Below are 23,352 nucleotides of genomic sequence, written 5' to 3'. Positions count from 1 at the left end.
CTTACCAAAAGGTTATAAAACATTTTACAATGTTGGTCTCACTATATTTTAACCAAACTAAAGGAGAACGCTGTTCTTCGATAGCTTCTTTTATGCTATGTTTTGCAGTTTCATAATCTTGCCAAGAGACATTGTTATGAGGTAAAACAAGCCAATCTAATTTCTGTGGAATATAAAACCCTAATGTCTTAAAAACAGCTATAGATGCATATGAAATGTAAAAGCCAAATACACAGTCTTCGTTTAAAGACTCCATTGGTACTTTTGAAGTATCATAAGGTATAAACAGTTGTGCTTTAAAACATAGTTTTTGAGAAATGGCTGCTGAATCAATATTATACTCTTGAAGTTGTTGCTTAGTTTCATCTTTAAAAAGCAAAGGAAATTGTTTGTTTTTTAGCTTGTCTAGTTTGTAACAAAGTGAGTCTTTCCTATTAGGACCAATCCAATAGGAGAGTGGGTTATTATAAGATTTTAAAGTATCGTAAAGATAAAATTTATAAACCACTTCTAGGTGAATTGGCTGGTAATTAAAATCGTAGAGCGCATCTAATTCTCCAATGGTTTTGCGGTCTTTTTGAATTTGTAAATTTTCAACAATCCAATGTACAGAGGAGTCTTGTTTTAGTTGGTGAAATACAAATTCTTCTACAAGTTTACCTAACCGTTGATTTTTAAATACAGCTGTGTTGTCTATTGGTTTTGGTGTTGAATCTAGTTCTATTTGGCTAAACTCAGTAAAATCATTCGTCTTAAAAAGAGATGGTGTTTTTACGAAACCTTTATAGCGTAGTAATGTACTTTTATTCATAGCACATTAAAAGTAAAAATATTTTTGACAAAGGAGACTTTGACAACAGATTTATTAGTCCTTTAGTTTTATGAGTGTGACTTTTCTTCAATTCCTGTACTATCTATATCAAAATATTCTAAAACTTCAGTTACTGATGTAATATGTGCTGTTTTATCACCATTCATTACAATTGCTCCTTTAAATATTTTAGGGTTGTTTTCTAATATAGTAACATAATCATTGGCGCTAAATGTTGAGATTTTGTCTACATTTTCAACCTTAGAAAGCTCTAAAAACTGTTCTATTCCAACATTTAGATCAGTGGCTAAATCTTGCCATTGCGTTGGTGTAAGCATCGTCTTATTAAGATTAATCATTAAAATTTCTTTTCCAGAGGCTTCTAAATAGCCTTCTAGCTGTTTTCCAAAGTCTGAATCGTTGGCATAAATACAATTTATTTGGTTTTTATCTCTACTAATTACTCCCATTTTGCCTTTCATTTATTAATACGTTTTCATTTTATCATTTCGTTTTTCTAATTGACGTGATAACTCCTTAACGGTTTCAGATATAGCATCTAAAAAACTATCATGAGAAGATTCTGCGAATAGGCGAGGACCTGGTGCACTTAATCTAATGCCACACTTTTTACCGGTGTCATCACTGCTTGTATTCTCTGTTTTAAAAAAGACATCAGCTCTAATGACAAAGTCGTACCGTGTGAATAAGGTTTCTAATTTTTCTTTGGCATGTGCTTCAAGTCTATCGCTTGCGGCTACGTCGTGGTATTCAAATAGTATTTCCATAATTATTTTATTTGTTGTTTCAACAAGGTAAGTAATGCTTTATTCTGTACTTAACGTAATCACAATATTTATTAACGTAAACCCATTTTTCTAATCTTATGAATCTTAGTTTAGAGCAAAAAAAACGCAAAATCGAATTTTGATTTTGCGTTTTTAAAGTCGTTAATTAAAACTATCTAATTATGAGTTTCTGTATGCGTTTATCTCCATGAGCAGTTTCTAACTCTACGATATAAATACCTGTAATTAGATGACTAACATTTACCGATTGTTTAGTTTTTGTGTCATCTATTACCTATAATAACTCTGGCTTGTTCCTTTTGTACAAGCACAGTTACTAGCACCTTGTAAAAAGTCTAACCCAATGGTTACCATGTGTGTTCCAGAATTAAAACCAGATAAATCATTAATTGTTAATTGGTAGGAATACGCAAAAAAGAATTGATTAAAAGTAATACCTCCTATTGGACCGACGTTTAAAGGCTTAAAGAATTGATCGTTAAGAAAACGATAAGAACCACCTACAAAGTAATAATCTCCTTTTCTATTAAATTTTCGGTATTTAAAATTGATATCTGTACTAGATCGATTGTCACTATCAAACATTTGCACAAATAAAGAAGGCTCAAATTCTACATCTTTGTTATTGTTACTTTTTATAACAAGACCAGTATATAATTGATAATTTAAAAGTTTACTTGGCTCAATACCTAAATGGTCATCGATATCTTTATTCAAAATATTATTGGCATTAAAGCTTAAGTAAAAGGCTTTCCATCGGTACAAAATACCAGCATCAAAATTATTATTAGATTGCGATCTATCATCTGTAATTGATGGATCTAATATTGGAATATCATAGGTGGTATTAAAATTCTCAATGTCAATTCTAAAACTATTAATGTTGTAAGATAATCCGAAAGATAAAAATTGTTTTGTCTTATAATCTAATGTTAAATGGTGCGCAAAAGAAAACTTAACTCCTTTTTGACGTGTGTTTCCATTTTTATCGTTGTAAGCAGAAATACCAATACCTGTACGATTAGAAATCCTAAAGTCAGCATATACAGATTGATTATCTGGTGCATTTTTTATACCTACCCATTGTGTTAATCCGTTTGCTCTAATTTTTAAATTATCTCCAATACCGGCATACGTTGGCGAAATAACAAAGTCATTATCTGCTAAATATTGCGTAAATACTGGTAAGTTTAATTCTTGGCCATAACCTTGTGCGAAGACCAAAAAAAGAAAATATAGGGTGATTTTTTTCATGATGTTATCTTTAAAATGTGCTTAGCTATTATCTATAAAGTGTAAAATGTCCAACAAACTCTTTGTCGTGTGAAGCGTCATTCGTTTGAACAACAAACCAATAATCTCCAGTAGGTAATTCATTACCCATATACTTTCCATCCCAAACTTCACCAACACGGTATGTGGCAATTTTACGACCGTATCTATCAAAAATATCGAAGGTTAGGTTTGGATAATTTTCAGTACATCCTGGTGCCCATGTATCAAATTCTCCGTCTCCGTTTGGTGTAAACCAATTTGGAATACATATATCTTGAAATTCTAATTCTATTTGTGCAGTTGCATAACAACCACTACTATCGGTCACGATTACAGTATATAAACCAGACTCTGTAATGATATAAGTGTTTTCTGAGCCAACATCTTCTCCGTTCAACGTGTATTGGTAATCACCTCTACCACCAGAGGCAGTTGCTATGAATTCATTTAATCCACCTTCAGCCAATGTTAACGTTACAGGGGCTACGGTATCAATATCGAATAAGTCGGTACGTTGAACACATAAATTTTCGTGCATTACATCAATATAATACCCTGTACCTTCTGGTAAATTTGTAAATACATTATCAGATTGATATGGGCCACCATTTAAAGAATATTCGAGAAGGGTAGGGTCTTCAATAGAAGCATCTACAGTCACAGTTACAATATTGCCTTGTATATTGTTGTCACAAATATTTTCAATAACAACTTCTGGTAAAATGCTAACTGATTCTGGGAACGTGATATTCCATTCAGATTCACATCCTTCAGCATCTTTTACAAATACAATATGATCACCACCGCCTAAATTTGTAAAATAAAATTCGGTTTGCGTAGCGTTTCCTGTTGTGTAAGTACCATCATAATCATCTAAACTGACACTGTATGGTAATGTTCCACCTGAAATAGCAATACTAAATTCACCTTCAAGTTCACCTGTACAAACTTCTGGGATTAATGAGTTTGGAACAATACTTAAGATTACAGGTTGCGGTTCCGTTATGGTAACATCGAGTGTTAAATAACAGCCTAATTCATCTTGTACAATGATGGTGTAATCATCAGGAGCTAAGTTTTCGAAAGTATTAATATCGAAGAACTGATTTAATTGTGGTGAAATAGCATACTTAATGATTCCTGTTCCTCCAGACGCAGTAACTTCAATAGAACCATTATTACTTCCTGCACAACTCACATTATTAACAACCACTGACGCATCGAGTGGAGCATCTGGTTCCGTAATAGTTATTGGAGCAGAAGTAGCAGTACAATCTCCACTTTCTACGTATACAATATAATCACCTGCAAAAAGTTCTGTGAAATAACCTGGACTGTTTTCTGTTGCAGTAACAGGGTTTCCTGCATTATCTTGTAACGTATAGGTGTAATTTCCTAATCCACCTATAGCAGTTGCTAAGATGGTACCATTGTTATCACCAGCACAATTAATTGTAGGGTTGGTTGATTCTAATGTCACTTCTAAAGTCGGCAATGGATCAACTGTAATTTCATTAGATACATTAGTAACACATCCGTTGGCATCTCTTACATAATATGAATACGTTCCCTCTGAAACCGTAAATGTTGTCGAAGTTGTAAACGTTCCAATTAGTGGTGAAAAGGAAGGGGTCTCACTATAGGAATATAATCCTGTTCCACCTGTTGCACTCAATGTTAATGTTGATTCTGTTAAACAGGTTTGGGTTGATGCTCTTACTAAGCTAGCTTCAATTGGATCTGGCTCAGTAATTACCATATTTGCTGATGAAAATTCACAATCATAACCGTCTGTAATTCTTACAAAATAAGTTCCAGGGCCTAAGTTGTCAAACACATTAGAGGTTTGTGGGCCAGAAACACTTGGTGTTGGTGAAACCGTATTTAACGTATACGTATAGTTTGTGCCTTGACCACCAGTAACATTTGTAATAGTAATACTAGCATCCTGATCACCAAAACAAGATAAAGTTGTAGTGCTTGGTGTAAATGTAGCTGTTATTGGATCTGGAGTTTCTAATGTTATTACTTCAGATACGATACAACCACCGGCATCTCTAACATTTACGGTGTAATTTCCAGCTGACAATCCTGTAAATGATCCATTTGAAGAATAAGCTACAGTAGCATCTCCCGTTAATTCATATTCATAATCTCCCCAACCACCTGTTGCAATAGCAGTAATTGTACCTTCGTTATCATTACAAGTTACATCTGAAGTTTCTGATACATTAAGTGTCATAGCTTCTAGTGGAGATGCAATAATTACATTTGAAGTTGCCGAACAGAAAGGAATATCTGTTTCTGTTATAAGTACAGAAAATGTTCCAGCTTCCATTCCTGTTACTATTTCAGGGTTGGTGGACGTGTTGGCGTTTATGACTCCTGTTACTGACGCTCCAGAACTATCAAATACTTCATACGTATACGCTCCAGAATAGTTGGCAATATTTATCTCGAAAGATCCAGAGTTATCCCCAAAACAGGTTACTTCATTTGGAGTTAAAGTAAATGTAGGAAGTATAGCTTCAGAAACCGTTACAGAAACCTCTTCTGTACAAGAAGTCACAGTATCTGTTATAGTAATGGTGTAGCTTCCTGAAGGCACACCAGAAAATACATTTCCTGCTAAGCTTATTGAAGCTGGATTTGGTAAAATGCTGTAAGCATAAGATCCAGATCCTCCAGAACCAGTTACCGTAATTTCACCATCATCATTATTACAAGATGGTAGCGTTGTTACTTCTGGTGTAATGTTTATTGGTGGTACAACATCTATTGATACCGTATTACCACAACCATTTACATCTTGAACTTCTATTGTATGTGTTCCTGAATATAAATTTGAAAGTGTAAAAGGGAATGTTTGTGATTGAAATGCTCCTCCATTAATACTTACACTATAAGGAGACAAACCAGGTGTGTCTAATGTAACATCAATTTCATATTCACCTTCAACAACAGTACATTGATTTGTTAATGTTGCTGAAATTACTGGAGTTGGATCCATGTCTAAAACTTGAACCGGGCTCGTAACAATACAGTTATAAGCATCAATAACATGCACATAATAACTACCAGCATCCATATTAAATGTACTTGAAGCATCCCAAGCAGCATCTGTTGCTAATGGAGCAGCGGGTGTTGTTGTAATTTGATATTGATAAGGAGGTGTACCGTTTGAACCGATAGCACTAATAATTCCTGAGTTAGGATTACAATTCGCGTTCTGATCAATAGAAGCTTCTAACTCTAAAAGAAAGGCAGATTCTGTAATATTAAAAGGCACTGTTACAACTCCACAACCAGCATTTGGACCTGAACTTTCGCTAATAGAAACAAAATAATTTCCAAATGGTAATGGCCCTAATTCTGTAACATTTAATGCTCCATTTGCAGGAACAGAACCTGAACCTGTGATTCCAGTTGAGGTTAAACTTAAAGAATCGAATATTTCATAATCTACAGCAACAGAACTTCCATATACACTATTAATAGTAAATGATACATTTCCGTCAGCACTCCCTGTACAGGTTATATTATTCGCGCTAACCGCTGTAGCTGTTAATGTTGAATTAGTTGGAATTGGAACCGTAGCTGGTTCGTAGTAACTACAATTTGTAGATTGGTCATACACAATAAATGTATATAATACACCAGGCATTAACCCTGTAAATGTAGCAGACTCACTTCCTGGAGCGTCTTCACTTAACCATGTTCCAGTAGTAGGATATACCGTACCAGGACCTTCGTATATGCTAAAGAAGAATGGCCCTGCACTTGTAAGAGATGATCCTATACTTACTTCAGCTTCACCACCAGTAGAACAATCGACAGTTGTAGTAATATCAATATCTAAATCTGTTGGAGGAGAGGCTACCAATACATCTTGAACTAGAACAGAACAACCGTTAGCATCTACCACATTTATTTGATATAAACCAAAATCTACCACATCAAAACTAACAGATGTTGAACCGATATTATTAAGTTCAGAATTAGAGTAACCATTTGTACCTGTAACAAAATAGTTATAAGGTGGTGTTCCACCTGTAACTGAGTTTACAATGACCGAACCTTGTGAAACGCCACCTGCACCACAAGTAATATCGATAGCTTCATGGGATATTGATATTTGGTCTGGTTGGTTAATCGTCACGTTTTCAGTTGCTGTACACATTTTAGAATCTGTTACAGTTACAGTATATGTTCCTGCTGGTAATCCAGACGTTTGTGTACCATAATCAGTTCCTGTTGTATCGTTATTCACATTAATAGTGAAAGGAGGGGTTCCTACTGACGTATCTATTGTAACTTCAATAGCTCCATTTGTATCACCATGACATAAAATAGGTTGCGTTTGTGCAACCAAACTTAATGCAGGTGGCGATAATGGGTTTACTGTTATCACAGAAGATTCCGCTGAACAACCATTAGCATCTGTTATTTCAAATTGATATGTTCCTGCATCTGCCGTTGCATATGTAAATGGAGAACCTGTTGCACCTAAAGATGTATAAGCAGCTCCGTTTATTGATACCGAATATGTGTAAGGCGCAGGTCCAGAAATTGTTCCAGTTATAACCGCATCTGGTGCCGTTGTACAATCCAAACCTTCTGTTAAAACAACAGATAACGTTGGAGTAGGAATAGGGTCAATAGTATAAGACTCACTATATACACAATCATTTTCATCTTTAACTTGAAACGTATACGTTCCTGGCTCTAAACCTGAAAAATCCGTTGATGTTTGATAAGCCGTTGCTGCCGAAGCTGGTGCTGTAATTTGATATTCTAATATTCCAATACCTCCTGTTGTTCCTGTAATAGAAATTGTAGAAGTATTGGTAGGACAGGTCACTGGTGAATTATCGAAGATTAAATCCGTTGGTGGATTTAAGGCTTCCACAGTAATGTCATTCATTGCCGAAGAACAGCCACTGGCATCTTTTACGATTACAGTATAGGTTCCTGCGGATAAATTATTAAAGCTATTACTATTTTGAAAAGATACACCATCAATACTATAGGTATATGGTGCATCGCCTCCTGTAACTCCCGTAACTGTAATGGTACCATCTGAGGTACATGTAAAAGGAGCTGTTAATTCTGCAGTTCCGGTAATTGGTGTGGCAGAATTAATAGTTGCTGTCTGTGGACTTGTTTCACAAACATCAGAGCCTGTTGCGTATTGTAATACGACTTCATAATCTCCTACTGGTAAACCTGTAAAGACATTTGAGTTAACGAAAGTCGTTCCTCCATCAATACTATATAAAATACTACTGCCATTTGCGTTAATGACATCAATTGATAAAACTCCAGAATCACTAGCATCTGCACAAGCAATATCGATTATATCTATATTAAAATCGGGTGCAGGAATAGCATCAACTGTAAGGGTTAAGTCTGTGCTACAGTTATTAGAATCCATAACAGTAATGTTATAAACTCCGGCCGTTGGCACAACAACTTCTGGTATAGTTTGAAACTCTGTTGCACCATTAACAAAGTAAAAATAAGGAGGTGTTCCACCAACTGGATAAACTGTAATCTCACCATCAGTACAGTTTAATGGACTTGTTAAAGCTGCAGTAGCAGTTAAAACTGGTGGTTCAGTAATTGTAATATCTTCAGAGAATACACAGCCATTTTCAGATGTAATCGTTGCCGTGTATGTTCCTGGGTTTAAGTTTTGAAATGTATGGGTGTTATCTACAATTGGACCAACACTATTCACTAAACTTCCACCTTCAGTCAGTGCAAAAGAATATTGAGGATCTATATCGTTTGCTGCTAAATAAATTGTGCCTTTATCACCATAACAAAGGGGTTGTGTAACTATCGTTGAACCTGTAAATTCTCGATCTCTAATTTGTACATCTGGAACAGTAAACACACAAGGGTTAGTTGCCACACCAACCTGTCTGATATAAGCTGTGTAAATACCTGGAGTATCTACAGAAAACACATTACTATCTTGAAAAGAAGTGCCATCTAAACTATATTCATATCCTGAAGGCACTCCATTTACGGTAATACTTCCATCCGTGGTACAAATAATATCTGTGGCATTAACAGTTGCATTTAATATGTTTTCATAAATATTGAAATAAAACTGTACAAAACATCCACCAGGATAATTAATAGTTAACCTGTATTGACCTGCTGTGTCAGCCAGAAAATTTGAACCTGTTCCTACTTCATCCCAAGTACAAGAAGCGTCTTCATTTGCACAATCTGCATCTGCAACAGCCGAACAACTTCCTTCATTTAATTGTTCCCATATAACTGACGTAGAATTGGAGATGTTGGTTTCAATTAATCTTGAATCTTCAGCACCACACAAAAAGATATTTGGCAATAATTTTCCGTCATTAGGACACGTTACGACTTCATCTGCATAAGGTATAACAGGGTTTGAAGTATTATTACCATAAATCTCTACATGGTATTCTTGAACAATAGATTGACAAGGAGCTACAGCTGAATTGAAAGAGTAGTAGGTGCCTGTTTGATCGGCAGTTATCGTTTGTGTATTTCCAATAACTGGTGTTCCGGTTGGACTTGTAGACCAAGTGTAAGAATCATAACCATCTGCTGCAGTTAAATCGACAGTTTCTCCACATAACACAATATCTTGAGAAAAAGTACAGTTTAAATCTGCTAAAAAATTTGTGGCTTGAGGTGATAACAAACAGCCTGTGTTATTGTTAATACTTGGATCATCTGAAATTGAAAAAGTTGGATTATAAAACCCATTATAACTTCCAAAAGCCTGATTACTAATAATATTAGTACACGCATCAATTAGTAGGTTACAAGATTCTACAACTTCTACCTCAATACGAATTTCATAAACGGGATCATTTTCTTCTACTAAAGAATCATCAATATTAAAGATAAGTTCTCGTGTGGCAGCATTATAGCTAGAAACAGTTACTCCTGGAGGTAATACTAAATCATCTGGATAATTAAAAATAACATTCACAGGCAGAATGTCTCTGATTTGAAAGTTTGTAGCATTGTCATTTCCTGTATTTTGAAAACCAATGACATAATTAAGCGAAGACCCAAGGCCTACAAATTCATTACCTATATTATTACCTGAATCATCCTCTACAATTTTGGTGAGCACAATGTTAGGTTCTATAATTTCTACAGCAAAAGCAAAGAAATAAGGAAAATAGGTATCTCCACTTGTTTCTAAACGAATGGTTCCAGAGGTGGCATCATTGGCAATAACTGAATTTCCAGGATTTGGTACATGCATTACACCTGTATCAAAACCTAAGGTATTGGTACTGTTCGGGACTCTATCATTTACAGGTGTAGCGTCTAACTGAGTAACGGAACTGTTGAAAAAATTTGCAATTGGGCGATCTGTAGCTGACAAACTAACTCCGTTTAAACGTAATCGATCACCTAAAATAGGACTATCTCCTTCTAAAGTTGCAAAAGCAAAATTAGCTCTTACTGGAGCGGGAGCAGGAATAGTTCTAAATCCATCTACCGGAATATCTAAATTTGGATTACCACCTGCAACACTAATAGCACTAAAACCATCAAAACTAGTAATTGATTTTCCTGGTAAAGTAGGATCTTCATAAACTACAAATAATGACCAACCAGCAGATTGTCCTGTACCATTATAGGGATTATATGACGCTGTTCTACCTTCTGCAGAAGATACGTTTGCAATTGTATATGTACCTAAATCATTACTAAACGTTGAAATTATAGAGGTTACATCGGCATAAGCTGCATAAGAAAAACTATCTCCACCATCTACAGTATTTCCATCTGCATCATAAATAATAGTACCTTCTATATCATGATAACCACCTTCTGGTCCTTTAAATTTTACTTCTGTTATAGGAGCATCGCCAGGATTTACAGCTCCCCAATATAAACCTGCATATATGATTTTATAACAGTTTGGGTTAGGAATTGTTAGATCTGCACTAGAAGAACTGAAAGTAGAGCCATCACTATCGATATCAATATATTGCATATCGACTTGGTGATTATATACCGAATTATTATTAAATGGGTCATTATCTGGCCCAAGTATATTATTACCGATTAAGACAATATCACCTTTTAAGTCCTCATTAAATCGAGGTGTAAAGGGCTCATAGTTTTGAGCTAACGTTAGTTGTCCCAAAATAAGTGTTAGGGCAATTATGGCTATTCTAGAAAAAGTAGGTTTTTTCATGATACTATTTTTTATTATTTTACTTTACTTCTCGGGGCAAAGAAGAACGTAAAAAGTTGGCTTAACTATTATTGGTTTTCTATTTTTACTATTGACATTTTTCCATTATAAGGTCTATTACCTTTGGCTTCTAAAGCTCTATTGGCACTTGCGATATCATCAACTTTATCGTAATAGATATAATATTTACTAGTGTTTACGTCATGAAAGAAATCTACATTTGTTCTTCCAGATGCAACAACTTTAGTTAAAAATTCATCTCTACTTTTCTCATCTCCATGTACTGCAATTATGAGATAGAAACCACTATCTATATGATTGATATTCTTTAATATCTTAATACTATTACCTTGTGCTTCTCCAAAATCAAAATCTTCAGCTTTTAAAGGTGTTGCAGATAATTCTGTGGTTTCTCTTATGTTTTTCAACTTGGCTCTTCCTTGACTATATCTATCGTCTTCATTATTAAAAGCTGCACGCTTAATTCGTCTACGCTTTTCAAATTCAGTTGCGACCTGAATAGCTTCTAACCTTACGTCTAATTGCGCTTTTGCTTGTTTAGCCTTTAACTGTTCAGCTTTTAATCTTTTAATCTCCTTTTCATAGAACAGGGTTACTTCATCTAAAGCTAATGAACCAATTGCAGCACGTTCTTCATAAAGTTTATTTAATTCATCAATTTTCTCTGTACGGGTTTTAATAACATCATCTAAATCTGTTCTAATTGCTCTTAACGCATTGTTCTCAGCTGTCACACTTTTAAATGGCTTAGGCTGAACAGTAATTCCCTGATCGCTTAAGTCATTTTCTTCTTTCATATCCTTAAGATCCTGATCTTTAATAGCAACAATCTCATCAAACTGTTCCAATAACTCATTCTGAACTGTTTTTGATGCTTCTGTTGATTTAGTTATTGTCTGCATCGAAACAGCAAGTTCATCTGTTGCATTTGATATCGCATTTTCTTTAACCTGAGCAGCTTCCTCTTCAGCCTTTTGTTCTGCTAATAGTTTAGCCTGAGCAGCAGCTTCTTCTTCAGCTTTTTGCTCCGCTAATAGTTTAGCTTGAGCAGCAGCTTCTTCTTCAGCTTTTTGCTCCGCTAATAGTTTAGCTTGAGCAGCAGCTTCTTCTGCAGCTTTTTGCTCTTCTAATAGTTTAGCTTGAGCAGCAGCTTCTTCTTCAGCCTTTTGTTCCGCTAATAGTTTAGCTTGAGCAGCAGCTTCTTCTTCGGCTTTTTGTTCTGCTAATAGTTTAGCCTGAGCAGCAGCTTCTTCTTCAGCCTTTTGTTCTGCTAATAGTTTAGCTTGGGCAGCAGCTTCTTCTTCAGCCTTTTGTTCTGCCAATAGTTTAGCCTGAGCAGCAGCTTCTTCTTCAGCCTTTTGTTCTGCCAATAGTTTAGCCTGAGCAGCAGCTTCTTCTTCAGCCTTTTGTTCTGCTAATAGTTTAGCTTGGGCAGCAGCTTCTTCTTCAGCCTTTTGTTCTGCCAATAGTTTAGCCTGAGCAGCAGCTTCTTCTTCAGCCTTTTGTTCTGCCAATAGTTTAGCCTGAGCAGCAGCTTCTTCTTCAGCCTTTTGTTCTGCTAATAGTTTAGCTTGAGCAGCAGCCTCTTCTTCAGCCTTTTGTTCTGCTAATAGTTTAGCTTGGGCAGCAGCTTCTTCCTTTGCTTTTTGTTCAGCTTGTAGTTTTGCTCTAGTTTTCGCTCTTTCCTCAGCTTTTTTATCCGCTTCAATTTTTTCGGCTTTAGCCTTAGCTTCTTCTAAGTCTTTTAATTTTTGAGCCTCTATTAACTTCGCCTGTGCTTCAGCTTCTTGTTGTTCTTTTAATTCTATTGCTAATCTTTCAGCTTCCTTATCTGCTTCAATTTTTTCTTGAGCCTCTTGTTCTGCCTCTAATTTAGCTTCTGCATCTGCTTCGGCTTTCGCTTTATTTTCAGCAGCTGCATTTCTACTTGCTACGCTTGAATTTGAAGGTTTAGTAACACGACGTTTTCTTCGTCCGTCTGATGAAAGAATACTGCTCACTTCATCTTCACGGCTATAGTTATAATAATTATCATTTTTAAATCGGTATGCTAAAGTAATTTCATGTGAAGGTCCATAATTGCTTAAATCACCAAAAGCAGTTTCATAATTGTATTCTATTGCAATTTGCGTTGTGATATTTAAACCGACTCCTCCAGAGGCACCGTAAAGTGTATTATAACCCGCTTGAGCCCAAATTCCTTTAGGCACAGTCACCATGGCAACAGCAGATAAAATGGTTTCTTCTTTTTGAAACTCGGAACGTAACAATCCTGTAAATTTACTTTCGTCAAAAAAACCTCTACTATCCATGTAACCTGTATACATTACATGAGCTTGAATGCTTTGTTGTGGGTTATCTTCAATAAGTTCTGAAGATTCAAAATTGTATAATGCTAAATTGTTTATTGATAATCCGAAATCTAAAAACTCAGTCCCATAATTAATACCAGGATTAATAGTTAATAGGAAATTCTCTGGTACATTCTCTAGCGAAGGGTCGCTGAAATTAGTGATGACGTTTGCAGTATTAACACCACTTTTATAAGCTCCAATATTAAGCCCAAATGTTAGGTTGCTATCGTAACCTAATTGTGCATTGTATGCAAAATTCAAAATACCACCATAGGTGGTTAATACTCCATAATTTTGTTGAAAAAGTCCCAACCCAGCTCCAATATTCTCGCCAAATCGTCCGGAATAACTAGCTAAATAGGTGAGTGGTGCATTTTCAAATTGTACCCATTCTCTTTTGTTATAGACACTGATGTATTTAGTTTGTTCTCTCACAAAACTAAATGTTGGGTTTTGGGTAAAGCGGTTAAAGGTTAAAGAATTTCGTGATGGTATTGCAAGCGAAACCACGCCGTCATCTTCTTGAGCGTAGAATGTCTGTAAAGAACAGATACATAATATAAAAAGTAGAAAATGTGCTTTCATATTATTTCACTACAGTTATTGAACCTTTTAATGTTTTATTATCTGATGTTGTGATAATGTAATAATAGACTTTATTAATACGCGTTAATTTTAAATCGTTTTCTGGCCAATTGTTTAAGTAATCTTTGGTTTGTACTACTACCTTTCCTTGACTGTTCATTATCATCACTTCCGTATCTGTTCCACTAACGTATTGCGTTGGTATAATCCAAGTATCATTAATACTATCTCCATTTGGACTGATAAGGTTTGGAATGTTTTCTACGTCAGGAAAAAGATCGAGTTCTTCTTCAATAGAAAATAAATAGTCAACCGTAGTTGTACAACCTGTGGTTTGTGTAATACTAACCCTATAATCTCCAAACTCGGTAGCTTCAAAAGAAGCATTTGTTTCACCTGGAATAACAGATGCATTCAAATACCATGTAAATTCTGGGTTTATAGCTGTAGTCGTTACCGTTACCAGTAAGGTATCTTCTTCTGTCATTTCGTTAAACTCTGGAACATTAATTGTGCTATCAAACAATTCACTTACCAATTCTATTGAACCAGAAGCAGAACACTCTCCTAAATCTACTTGAACTGAAAATGAACCAGACGCATTAGTTTGGTAAGTTTGATTGGTAGCATCTTCAATTAAATTTCCATCTTTATACCATTGGTAAGAAAGACCACCAATTGTACTTAAAGTTGTTAGGCCTTGTTCAGGACAATACGGATTTCCTAAACTTGAAACAATAGTGGCATTCGCCTCTCCTGAAACAGCTTCACTTATTGTAACACGATTAGAAAATGAGTTAGAAGTACAAGTGCCGTAGTTCGTTTTAACAAAATAAGTACCTTCCGTGTCTACAGTTAATGTAGGACCATCAGCTACAAAACTAGATGTTGTTGGTCCTGTTTCTTTATACCATTTATAGGTTAGGCCAGGATATTGAAGCGGTGAATCGTTATTTCCACTTCCTGGGTTATCAATAGATAATAAATAGCTTCCACCACTACAAAATGCGCCAGTTGACACGAGGTTATTTATTGTAAATGGTGAATCTTGAATTTTATAATACGCAGCAAACGGAACTGACCTTGCACTGGTTGCGGCAGGAGCGCTACTCTTAACACGGATACGATAGTTTTCACCTGTAGTAGTTTCCGGAATAGAAAACGCAATAGTTGCTGGTGATACTGTTACAGATCCTGCAGCGGTAGTATGCACAATGGTTGGATCAGAAAAATCACCATCCGCATCAGACATTTCAATAATAAATTGATTTGATGCGTTTAATACAGACTCCGGTGAAAAAATAAATGTGGTATTAAAAGTATTAAATGAGTCACTTGCACAAGCTTGACTAAAACCTAAATTAGGCGTACCAATAACTATTTGCGCATTCGCTTTTTGAAACATAAACGCGAGACATATACAAATTCCGTATATGAATTGAGATAGGTAAGTAGGTTTAAGCATTAGTTTGGGATTGTAATTTTTAGTCTATAAGCTGTTTAGGGTTTTATCAGAGTCGTAACATATTTAAACTATTATTATATATGTTATGAATTAAAAATTTAGGTTAATCGTTTAGTGTATGTTATTCTTCTTCATCGTCATCATCGAAATAATCATTTGAAGCTATAATTTTGTTGATTCTCAATCTAAAATCTGGAGTTCTACTGTTATCAGAATCGATAAATGTTTCTTTATCTGGGCCTTTTGAATACACATTATCAAAAGCTCTACTTCCATACCAGCTTTCTAAGTCATCGTTGTTAGTTGCATATTTTTTAAAAATATTTCCTTTACAATTATTAAAATAAGAATTTGTAATTTTTACCTTTTCTAAACTCTCATTATTGATATCAATATTTTCGTCTAAAATTATAGCAGGCTTAAAACCAGAAATAACACTTCTATTTAGGTTCAATGATACATCTGGACCAATTAAAATAGCTTCTTGAACTAAACCAACTTGAATATCAGATTTTAAATCATTACTGATATTAACCAACGTAAGGTTTTCCGCATTTACAAACGTTTCTTTTTTAGTTGTATCTGCGTTTTCAATTATATCATAAGAGCTAGCAGAAATACAACGCGAGCCATCTGGACTTGAAATATAAGGAGAGCGAATCGCTAAAGCATTTTCAATAGTACTTTGTGTACCATAATTAAAATTATAGTCGTTTTTATTAGACCTATAAGACACTGTTTTAGTTAAGTTTACTTCTCCTCCTAATACATTAAAAGAATTACCTTCACTATAGCTAATCATAATATTACTAATAGCAGTTTTTTTACCAACACCAGCAAGGGTAAGACCACTAAAATTTCCAAAATCTTTAGTTTTCTTTCCTGCGTACTCAATTCTTAAATAGTTTAATTTACCAGAGTTACTTTCGGTGTTATCACCACCATAACTAATATTTTCAGTTGATGACGGTTTAAACCCATAATTAAGAGAAGCTACATTACCAAATATATTAATAGGAGCATTGCCTAATAAAAATAGGCCTCCCCAATCTCCAGGCTTTTTATCACTTCTATTAGAGGTAAAAATAATTGGATCTGTTGGTTTTCCCTCTGCTATTATTTTAGAACCGCTTGCTATAATTAATGCCCCTTTGGTTTTATAGTCTCCCAATATAACAGTACCTGGTTCTATAGTTAAAGTCGTACTATCTGTAACAAAAACGTCGCCTAGTAAAAGATAGGTATCTCTTTTGTTTAGAGTTATATCTTCTGAAATGTTCCCAGACAATATTTGCGTTGGTTCTTCGTAGTCCGCTTTGTTAGGTTGAAAGTCGGTCCATGTATCTAGCCAGTTATTGTAGCCAGTAATTCCTTTTTCTTGTTGAGCAAATAAATTACCAAACACTAAAAGAAAGAAAAGTGAAGTAAGCGTAATTTTTTTCATAGTAGGTAAATTTAATATTAGATTAAAGGGCGTTTAATACAATTATTATCAAACATATAAATAAATCCCACGAAACACAAATTATATCGACAAAATACACTCAATTATATTAAATGTATTATTTTACTTACACAAAAGAGCATATTATCGGTGTAATTTGAATAAATCATAAAAAAACCACTAAAATCTGCCTGTTCTTAAGTAATTACATAGGATAAAAAAACCTTGACACAATTTCTGAGTCAAGGTTTTTAAAACACATATAATAATAAAAAAATTAACTAGTCCTTTTTAAAATCATCGTAAGTATGTAAAGCTTTTAATGTGGATTCATAAAAAAGAATCGCGGCAATTAAATCTTTAGTATCAGAATAGGGAAGTATCTTCTTCTGAAACTCCATAGTACTATCAAAATAAGAAGTAGAGGCATCGATATTATCTTCTAATGCTTTTCTATTATCTTTTGTATCAGGTATTCCAAGATTTTCCATGGTAACACCAGGTTTAGTTGCAAATGCAATATTTGGAAGGATATTTACAATAACTTCAATTCGCTCTACATAAAGAACAAGTAATTCTCCTTTTTTCTTCTGTTTTAAGTCTTCACGACTATGGTATTTTGAGATGTTTACTTTGCCACTAATGATACTTTGAGAATCCTCATCTTTTTGAGCAAAACTTACACTCATCATTAGAGAAAATAGAGCACAAAATAAAGTAGATTTGGTTTTCATATTTACGCTATTTAATTAATCTTAGTCCCACAAATCTATACAATTTATTAAATAAAACAACTTTATTTAAGCATTTTTCATAAAACAATTCATATATGAAATACATATTTTATAGTTAAACTGCACTAATAGTGGATTAAATGCTGATTTTACCGACGAAATACTTTTGCTCGTTTTCTGAATATTTTCAAGATTTACTGACATAAAACTAACAATTATTGCTGGTTTAATTTTTCCAATTACAAGCTCTATTTTCCACAATAACGACACTTTAATATATATATTCTAAGTCATAAATATAAAGAATTGTGAAACGTACATTTTGATATAAAACGGTTTAGATTTCATGTCTTTTTATGGTCTAAAAGCAACCCTAATCACACGTGTTTTTATTGAATAACTATTTTAATGAAAAAAAGTAGTTCATCGGAAATATTTGTTTTTTTTTTCGGTTTATCGTAAAAATGTAGCATTGGTGTGATTTTTAAGGCATTATGATTTAAAAGCTGGAATTTTGGTAAAACCCAAAATCTAATTCTCATGAAAAATCTAAAGACCTTATTTTGTATTATATGCTTCCATAGCGTATTGATTGGAGTTTCTGCACAAGAACAGAACTCTAACTTAGATTTTAATAGTCCTATATATGATCGCGCGGAAGACCAGATGAGTCATACAGATACAATACCAGACTATAGATCGAAAACAAATAAGTTAAAGCTAACTGGTATTATTTATCAAAGTGATGGCGTAACACCTGCAAAAGATGTTATTCTATTTATAGAGCAGCCCGATGAAGATGGTGATTTTGATTTGAGAAATACAGGTGATAGACGTTATGTGTTTCATAGAAGTTGGGTTAAAACCGATGCTGACGGACGCTATACGTTATACACGTTTGTTCCTGGAGGAGATAGAAGATATAATCAACCGCAACAAATATTTCCACTTATAAAAGCACCTTCTAAGCAAGAGTATGCTGTAGAATCATTTTTATTTGATGAAGACCCTCTTCTTACAAAATCTTGTAGAAAACGTATGGTGAAAAAAGGTGATCCAACACGAATACTTAAATTAAAAACAGAAGATGGTATTTTGGTTGCTGAACGTAATATTACTTTAAAAGCTAATGAAACATTAGCAAATTTATAATTAAACTCTATAATGTGTTCTTAGCGTCCTAATGCTTTTAGGACGCTTTTTTTATTTTCACTTTTAATATGTTAAAATAAACTTTAACTTAATTGTAATAATTCTTATTTTTAGGAATATGCATTGTTGAAACATAATTAAGAGCAAATTAAAAAACACATGATAATATTACTACAAACAGCTTCGGAAACCATCTCTAAATCTGTTCAAAATTATTACTATGAATTGTTAGACATTTTACCAAGAATTGCACTAGGTATATTGGTTATTGTTGTGGGAGTACTTATTGCAAAACTATTGACTAGTATTTACAAAAAACGTATCTTAAAAAAAGCTGAAGACCCTTTAATGGCTCGATTTCTAGTACAAGCTATTAAGATTATTTTCGTTTTAATCTCTATATTATTAGCATTAGAAGTTGCTGGTTTAAGTGGAGTAGCAACAGGAATATTAACAGCAGCAGGTGGAGCAGCTATTATTTTAGGGTTTGCATTTCAAGATATTGGTAAAAACTTTTTAGCCGGAATAATTTTAGCTTTCAACAGACCTTTTAACGTTAACGATACTATTATGGTAGGTGAATTATTTGGAAAAGTAAAAGCCTTAAATTTTAGATATACACATATAAAAACATCCGATGGACGCGATATTTTTGTACCCAATAGCGACGTGCTTACAAAAGCGGTTGAAAACTACACGGCTGATGGCTATTTTAGAAATGAATTTATTGTAGGTATTGGTTATGAAGATAATATAGAGGACGCCAAAGCAGCAATTCAAGACATATTAGATAACCATCCCGAAATTGTGCACGATGATGTTCACGATAATTTTGTTATTGAAAACGAATTATCGGCAAGTACGGTTAATCTAAAAGTCTTTTTCTGGGTAGAAACCTTAGATTATAGAAAGTCATCAAGAGTATTACGAGGGCTTATAATTAAGCAAGTCAAAGAACTTCTCGATGAAAAAGGATTTAATCTTCCTGCCAATATTACTGAACTTAAATTATATAAGAATGAAGAAGATATTCCTTTAAGGGTTCGAAAAGATCCTCGTGATTTTAACTATGACAAACCACAATAGAAGTTCTAATTCACGAGATTAAAGGCCTGCTTAGCAATTTCTAGTTCTTCATTCGTTGGAATAATTAAAACCTTAACTTTTGATGTGTCGGTATTAATTTCTCTTATTGAGTTTGACCTAATTTCATTTTTAGAGATATCGATAGCAATCCCAAAGAAATCCATATCTTCGCCTACTAATTGTCGGATAATACTCGAGTTTTCACCAATTCCTGCGGTAAAAACAATAGCATCTAATCCATTCATTGCGGCAGCATAAGCACCAATATATTTTTTAATGCGATATGCGTTCATTGCTAAAGCTAGTTGACACTCTTTGTTTCCATTTCCGGCTTCTTTTTCTATATCTCTCAAATCTGAATACCCAGTTAGGCCCAACATACCTCCTTGTTTCGTCACCATTGTGCTTACGTCATCTAAACTATAGCCTAGAGTATTCACTAAATAGAAAATAATAGCATGGTCTATATCACCAGTTCGTGTTCCCATAATTAGGCCATTTGATGGTGTAAATCCTAAACTATGATCTACACTTTTACCATTTTTAATTGCAGTCATACTACAACCGTTACCTAAATGAACAGTGATAATTTTAGAGGATTTTAGGTTTAAATAATTGAGTGCTTTTTCTGAAACATACTTATGACTTGTGCCATGAAAACCATACACCTGAATCTGATGTTCCTTATATAATGCGTTAGGAAGCGCATATTTTTTAGCTTTTTCTGGTAGTGTTTGAAAAAACGCCGTATCAAAAACAGCCACCTGTTTAGCATTAGGAAACAATTGTTCTGCTACTATTATCCCTTCAAGATTATTTGGGTTATGCAAAGGAGCTAAAGAACTACAGTTTTTTATGTCTTGTTTTACGGTTTCAGTAACTAAAGCTGTTTCAGAAAACGAATTACCACCATGAACCACACGATGTCCAATAATTTCAATTTCATCTGTATTTTTTATCACTCCTTTTTCAGGATCTAATAATAAATCTTCAATTTTTTTTAAGCCTTGTTTATAATCCTTAACATGTACAACTTGCTTAATATCTTTGTGTTGCGTTTTATAATTTAAAATAGCATCTTTTTCTCCAATACGCTCTACTAAACCACTACAAACTAGAGTTTCAGAGGGCATTTCTATCAATTGGAATTTTATTGACGAGCTTCCTGAGTTTATAACTAATATTTTCATACAATTCATATTTTAAAACCCTTGTGCTTGGATTACGGTTACAATTACGGTATTAAAAATATCGTCTATAGTACAGCCTCTACTTAAATCGTTAACAGGTTTATTTAACCCTTGAATAATAGGTCCAATCGCTAAAGCTTTAGTTTCACGTTGTACCGCTTTATACGTGTTATTTCCGGTGTTTAAATCTGGAAAAATAAAGACATTGGCTTGTCCTGCTACCTCAGAATTTGGAAGTTTAGTTTTTCCAACTTTAATATCCACAGCAGCATCATATTGAATAGGACCTTCAACTTTTAAATCTGCTCGTTTAGACTTAATAATATCTGTAGCTTTTCTTACACGCTCTACATCTTCGCCAACTCCAGAAGCCCCAGAAGAGTATGACAACATCGCTATTTTAGGGTCTATACCAAAAGCTCTACTTGTCGATGCCGATGATATTGCAATTTCTGCCAGTTGCTCAGAATTTGGGTTTGGATTAATAGCACAGTCACCATAAACAGAAACACGATCTTCTAAACACATAAAAAATATAGAAGATACTATTGATGTTTCAGGTTTTGTTTTTATAAACTGAAGCGCTGGTAAAATGGTGTGTTGTGTGGTATGAACTGCACCAGATACCATACCATCTGCATCTCCTTTGTGCACCATCATAGTACCAAAATAAGAGACATCTTCCATTAAATCTCTAGCCATTGCTAAATTTACATTTTTATGTTTTCTCAGCTCATAAAGTGTTTTGGCATAGGCTTCAAAATGATCTGATTCAATAGGGTTTATAATGTTTACGCGGTTTAAATCTAGGTCAATATCTAGCGCTAATAACTGTGCTTCAATTTGTTTTTTATCACCTAGTAATGTAATGTTTACGGCATCTACATCAATTAATTGTTTTGTCGCTTTTAAAATACGTTCATCTAAACCTTCAGGCAATACAATGTGTTTTTTGTTTACACGAGCACGTTTTAATAAATTATACTGAAACATTCTTGGTGTAATTCCATTGGTTTCAAACGTAATAAGACGTTCAACAAGCGCTTCTGATTTTACATGTTTTTCAAAATCCTTAATTGAAGTTTCTATTTTCTGTGTGTTTTCGGCATAAATCTGAGATTTTATAGCACCAATTTTATTCGTTACCGAAAATGTACCTCTTTCTGCAGAAATAATTGGTACAACATCTGAAAGCCCTTCAATAAGCTTAATAATTGACTCTTCAGGTTTTAAACCACCTGTCAATACAATTCCCGAAATAGAAGGGTAGTTCTCCGAAATATTAGCTTGTAAAGCACCTAAAATAATATCAGCTCTATCGCCTGGCGTTATCACTAAAGCGTTTTCTTTTAAATGGGTTAGATAATTACGCAACTGCATAGCTCCAACACTGTAATTACCAGCTTGGTTATTGATGTGTGCTTCACCAAATAACACGTCTGCATTAAGCACTTCTACAATTTCTTTTATAGATGGATTTGCTAAAATAGGATTTAATGGAATCGCATTAACAATAACACCAGTAGGTAGATCTTTTTCTAATTCAGCAATTACCAATGCTTGATTCTGAGGCTCTACTTTATTTGCTATTACAGCTAAAACTTCAACACCTTTATCTCTAAAAGAATCGTAAGCCATGTGCAAACTACCAACAAAATCGTCCATAGTTTTACCAACACCACTCGCCAAAATAATTGCAGGAACACCTAAGTTTTTAGCAATTAAAACATTAATATCAAATTCTATAATAGCACCTTCACCGATAAAACTACTACCTTCAACTAATACAAAATCGAAACGTTCTTCTATGGCTTTGTATTTATCAATAATTTTACCAATTATCTCATCATCCTTATCGTCATTTTTCATTTTAATCACCTCACTTCGCGTATAAGCGTAAGCATCTTCAAATTTTAAATCGAGATTAAAATACGTGATTATAGTGTTGATGTGATTGTCTATTTCTCCTGCTTTAAAATCATCTATAATTGGTCTGAAATAACCTACTTTTGCAGCTTTTCCTAGTAATAATTGCATTAATCCTAAGGAAATTATAGACTTACCACTATTAGGTTCGGTAGTGGTTATATAGATGGCTTTGTTAGTCGCTTTTTTATTCATTTGTGTTGATGATAAATAATTAATCTTAATGTAAAATATTGTACAAAATTAATGATTTAGACCAGCGAAATTATGAGATTTGTCATG

At 34.1% G+C, this 23,352-nt stretch carries 14 protein-coding genes; 2 read left to right on the top strand and 12 right to left on the bottom strand.

Annotated features, from left to right (window positions below; all coding sequences use genetic code 11):
* Window position 1: 1 nt before the first annotated feature.
* The 10 genes from K1X16_RS12235 to K1X16_RS12190 all read right to left on the bottom strand — a co-directional run bounded on the left by K1X16_RS12235 (window position 2) and on the right by K1X16_RS12190 (window position 17,716).
* Entirely contained in the window at window positions 2-811 is an 810-nt protein-coding gene (locus K1X16_RS12235) for a DUF1853 family protein (protein ID WP_225036491.1), read from the bottom strand.
* A gap of 68 nt (window positions 812-879) precedes the next feature.
* A complete protein-coding gene (locus K1X16_RS12230) occupies window positions 880-1,293 on the bottom strand; it encodes a hypothetical protein (RefSeq protein WP_225036490.1) in 414 nt (137 codons plus the stop codon).
* 3 nt (window positions 1,294-1,296) lie between these two features.
* Entirely contained in the window at window positions 1,297-1,599 is a 303-nt protein-coding gene (hpf, locus tag K1X16_RS12225) for a ribosome hibernation-promoting factor, HPF/YfiA family (protein ID WP_225036489.1), read from the bottom strand.
* 172 nt (window positions 1,600-1,771) lie between these two features.
* The gene (locus tag K1X16_RS18095; RefSeq protein ID WP_225036567.1) at window positions 1,772-1,891 is read right to left on the bottom strand and encodes a T9SS type A sorting domain-containing protein; all 120 of its coding nucleotides are present in this window, start codon (window positions 1,889-1,891) and stop codon (window positions 1,772-1,774) included.
* On the bottom strand, window positions 1,891-2,874 hold the full coding sequence (locus tag K1X16_RS12215) for a type IX secretion system membrane protein PorP/SprF (protein ID WP_225036488.1): 984 nt from the start codon (window positions 2,872-2,874) through the stop codon (window positions 1,891-1,893). The genes K1X16_RS18095 and K1X16_RS12215 overlap by 1 nt, the downstream gene beginning before the upstream one ends.
* Window positions 2,875-2,902: 28 nt before the next feature.
* Window positions 2,903-11,113, bottom strand: coding sequence for a T9SS type B sorting domain-containing protein (locus K1X16_RS12210; RefSeq protein WP_225036486.1), 8,211 nt, complete (start codon window positions 11,111-11,113; stop codon window positions 2,903-2,905).
* 68 nt (window positions 11,114-11,181) lie between these two features.
* On the bottom strand, window positions 11,182-14,073 hold the full coding sequence (locus K1X16_RS12205) for a PorP/SprF family type IX secretion system membrane protein (protein ID WP_225036482.1): 2,892 nt from the start codon (window positions 14,071-14,073) through the stop codon (window positions 11,182-11,184).
* Between the two features lies 1 nt (window position 14,074).
* Entirely contained in the window at window positions 14,075-15,478 is a 1,404-nt protein-coding gene (locus K1X16_RS12200) for a gliding motility-associated C-terminal domain-containing protein (RefSeq protein WP_225036478.1), read from the bottom strand.
* A 181-nt stretch (window positions 15,479-15,659) separates the two neighbouring features.
* The gene (locus K1X16_RS12195) at window positions 15,660-16,982 is read right to left on the bottom strand and encodes a hypothetical protein (protein ID WP_225036476.1); all 1,323 of its coding nucleotides are present in this window, start codon (window positions 16,980-16,982) and stop codon (window positions 15,660-15,662) included.
* A 281-nt stretch (window positions 16,983-17,263) separates the two neighbouring features.
* Complete coding sequence (locus tag K1X16_RS12190) at window positions 17,264-17,716, bottom strand: hypothetical protein (protein ID WP_195871905.1); 453 nt, start codon at window positions 17,714-17,716, stop codon at window positions 17,264-17,266.
* A 540-nt stretch (window positions 17,717-18,256) separates the two neighbouring features.
* Between K1X16_RS12190 and K1X16_RS12185 the strand changes: the two genes are divergently transcribed.
* Both K1X16_RS12185 and K1X16_RS12180 read left to right on the top strand, forming a co-directional pair.
* On the top strand, window positions 18,257-18,868 hold the full coding sequence (locus K1X16_RS12185; RefSeq protein ID WP_225036475.1) for a hypothetical protein: 612 nt from the start codon (window positions 18,257-18,259) through the stop codon (window positions 18,866-18,868).
* Between the two features lie 159 nt (window positions 18,869-19,027).
* The gene (locus K1X16_RS12180) at window positions 19,028-19,954 is read left to right on the top strand and encodes a mechanosensitive ion channel family protein (protein ID WP_225036473.1); all 927 of its coding nucleotides are present in this window, start codon (window positions 19,028-19,030) and stop codon (window positions 19,952-19,954) included.
* Window positions 19,955-19,959: 5 nt separating this feature from the next.
* On the opposite strand, the gene K1X16_RS12175 is transcribed toward K1X16_RS12180, so the two are convergent.
* Both K1X16_RS12175 and pta read right to left on the bottom strand, forming a co-directional pair.
* Window positions 19,960-21,144 (bottom strand): acetate/propionate family kinase, encoded by a 1,185-nt coding sequence (locus K1X16_RS12175; protein WP_225036465.1) that lies wholly within the window; start codon window positions 21,142-21,144, stop codon window positions 19,960-19,962.
* Window positions 21,145-21,156: 12 nt separating this feature from the next.
* Entirely contained in the window at window positions 21,157-23,265 is a 2,109-nt protein-coding gene (gene pta, locus K1X16_RS12170; RefSeq protein ID WP_225036463.1) for a phosphate acetyltransferase, read from the bottom strand.
* Window positions 23,266-23,352 lie beyond the last annotated feature (87 nt).

Origin of the sequence: Winogradskyella sp. SM1960, from assembly GCF_020179375.1 — a bacterium.
GTDB lineage: Bacteria > Bacteroidota > Bacteroidia > Flavobacteriales > Flavobacteriaceae > Winogradskyella > Winogradskyella marina.
Note: the sequence above shows the minus strand (reverse complement) of the source record. Positions and strands in the feature narration are given on the sequence as shown.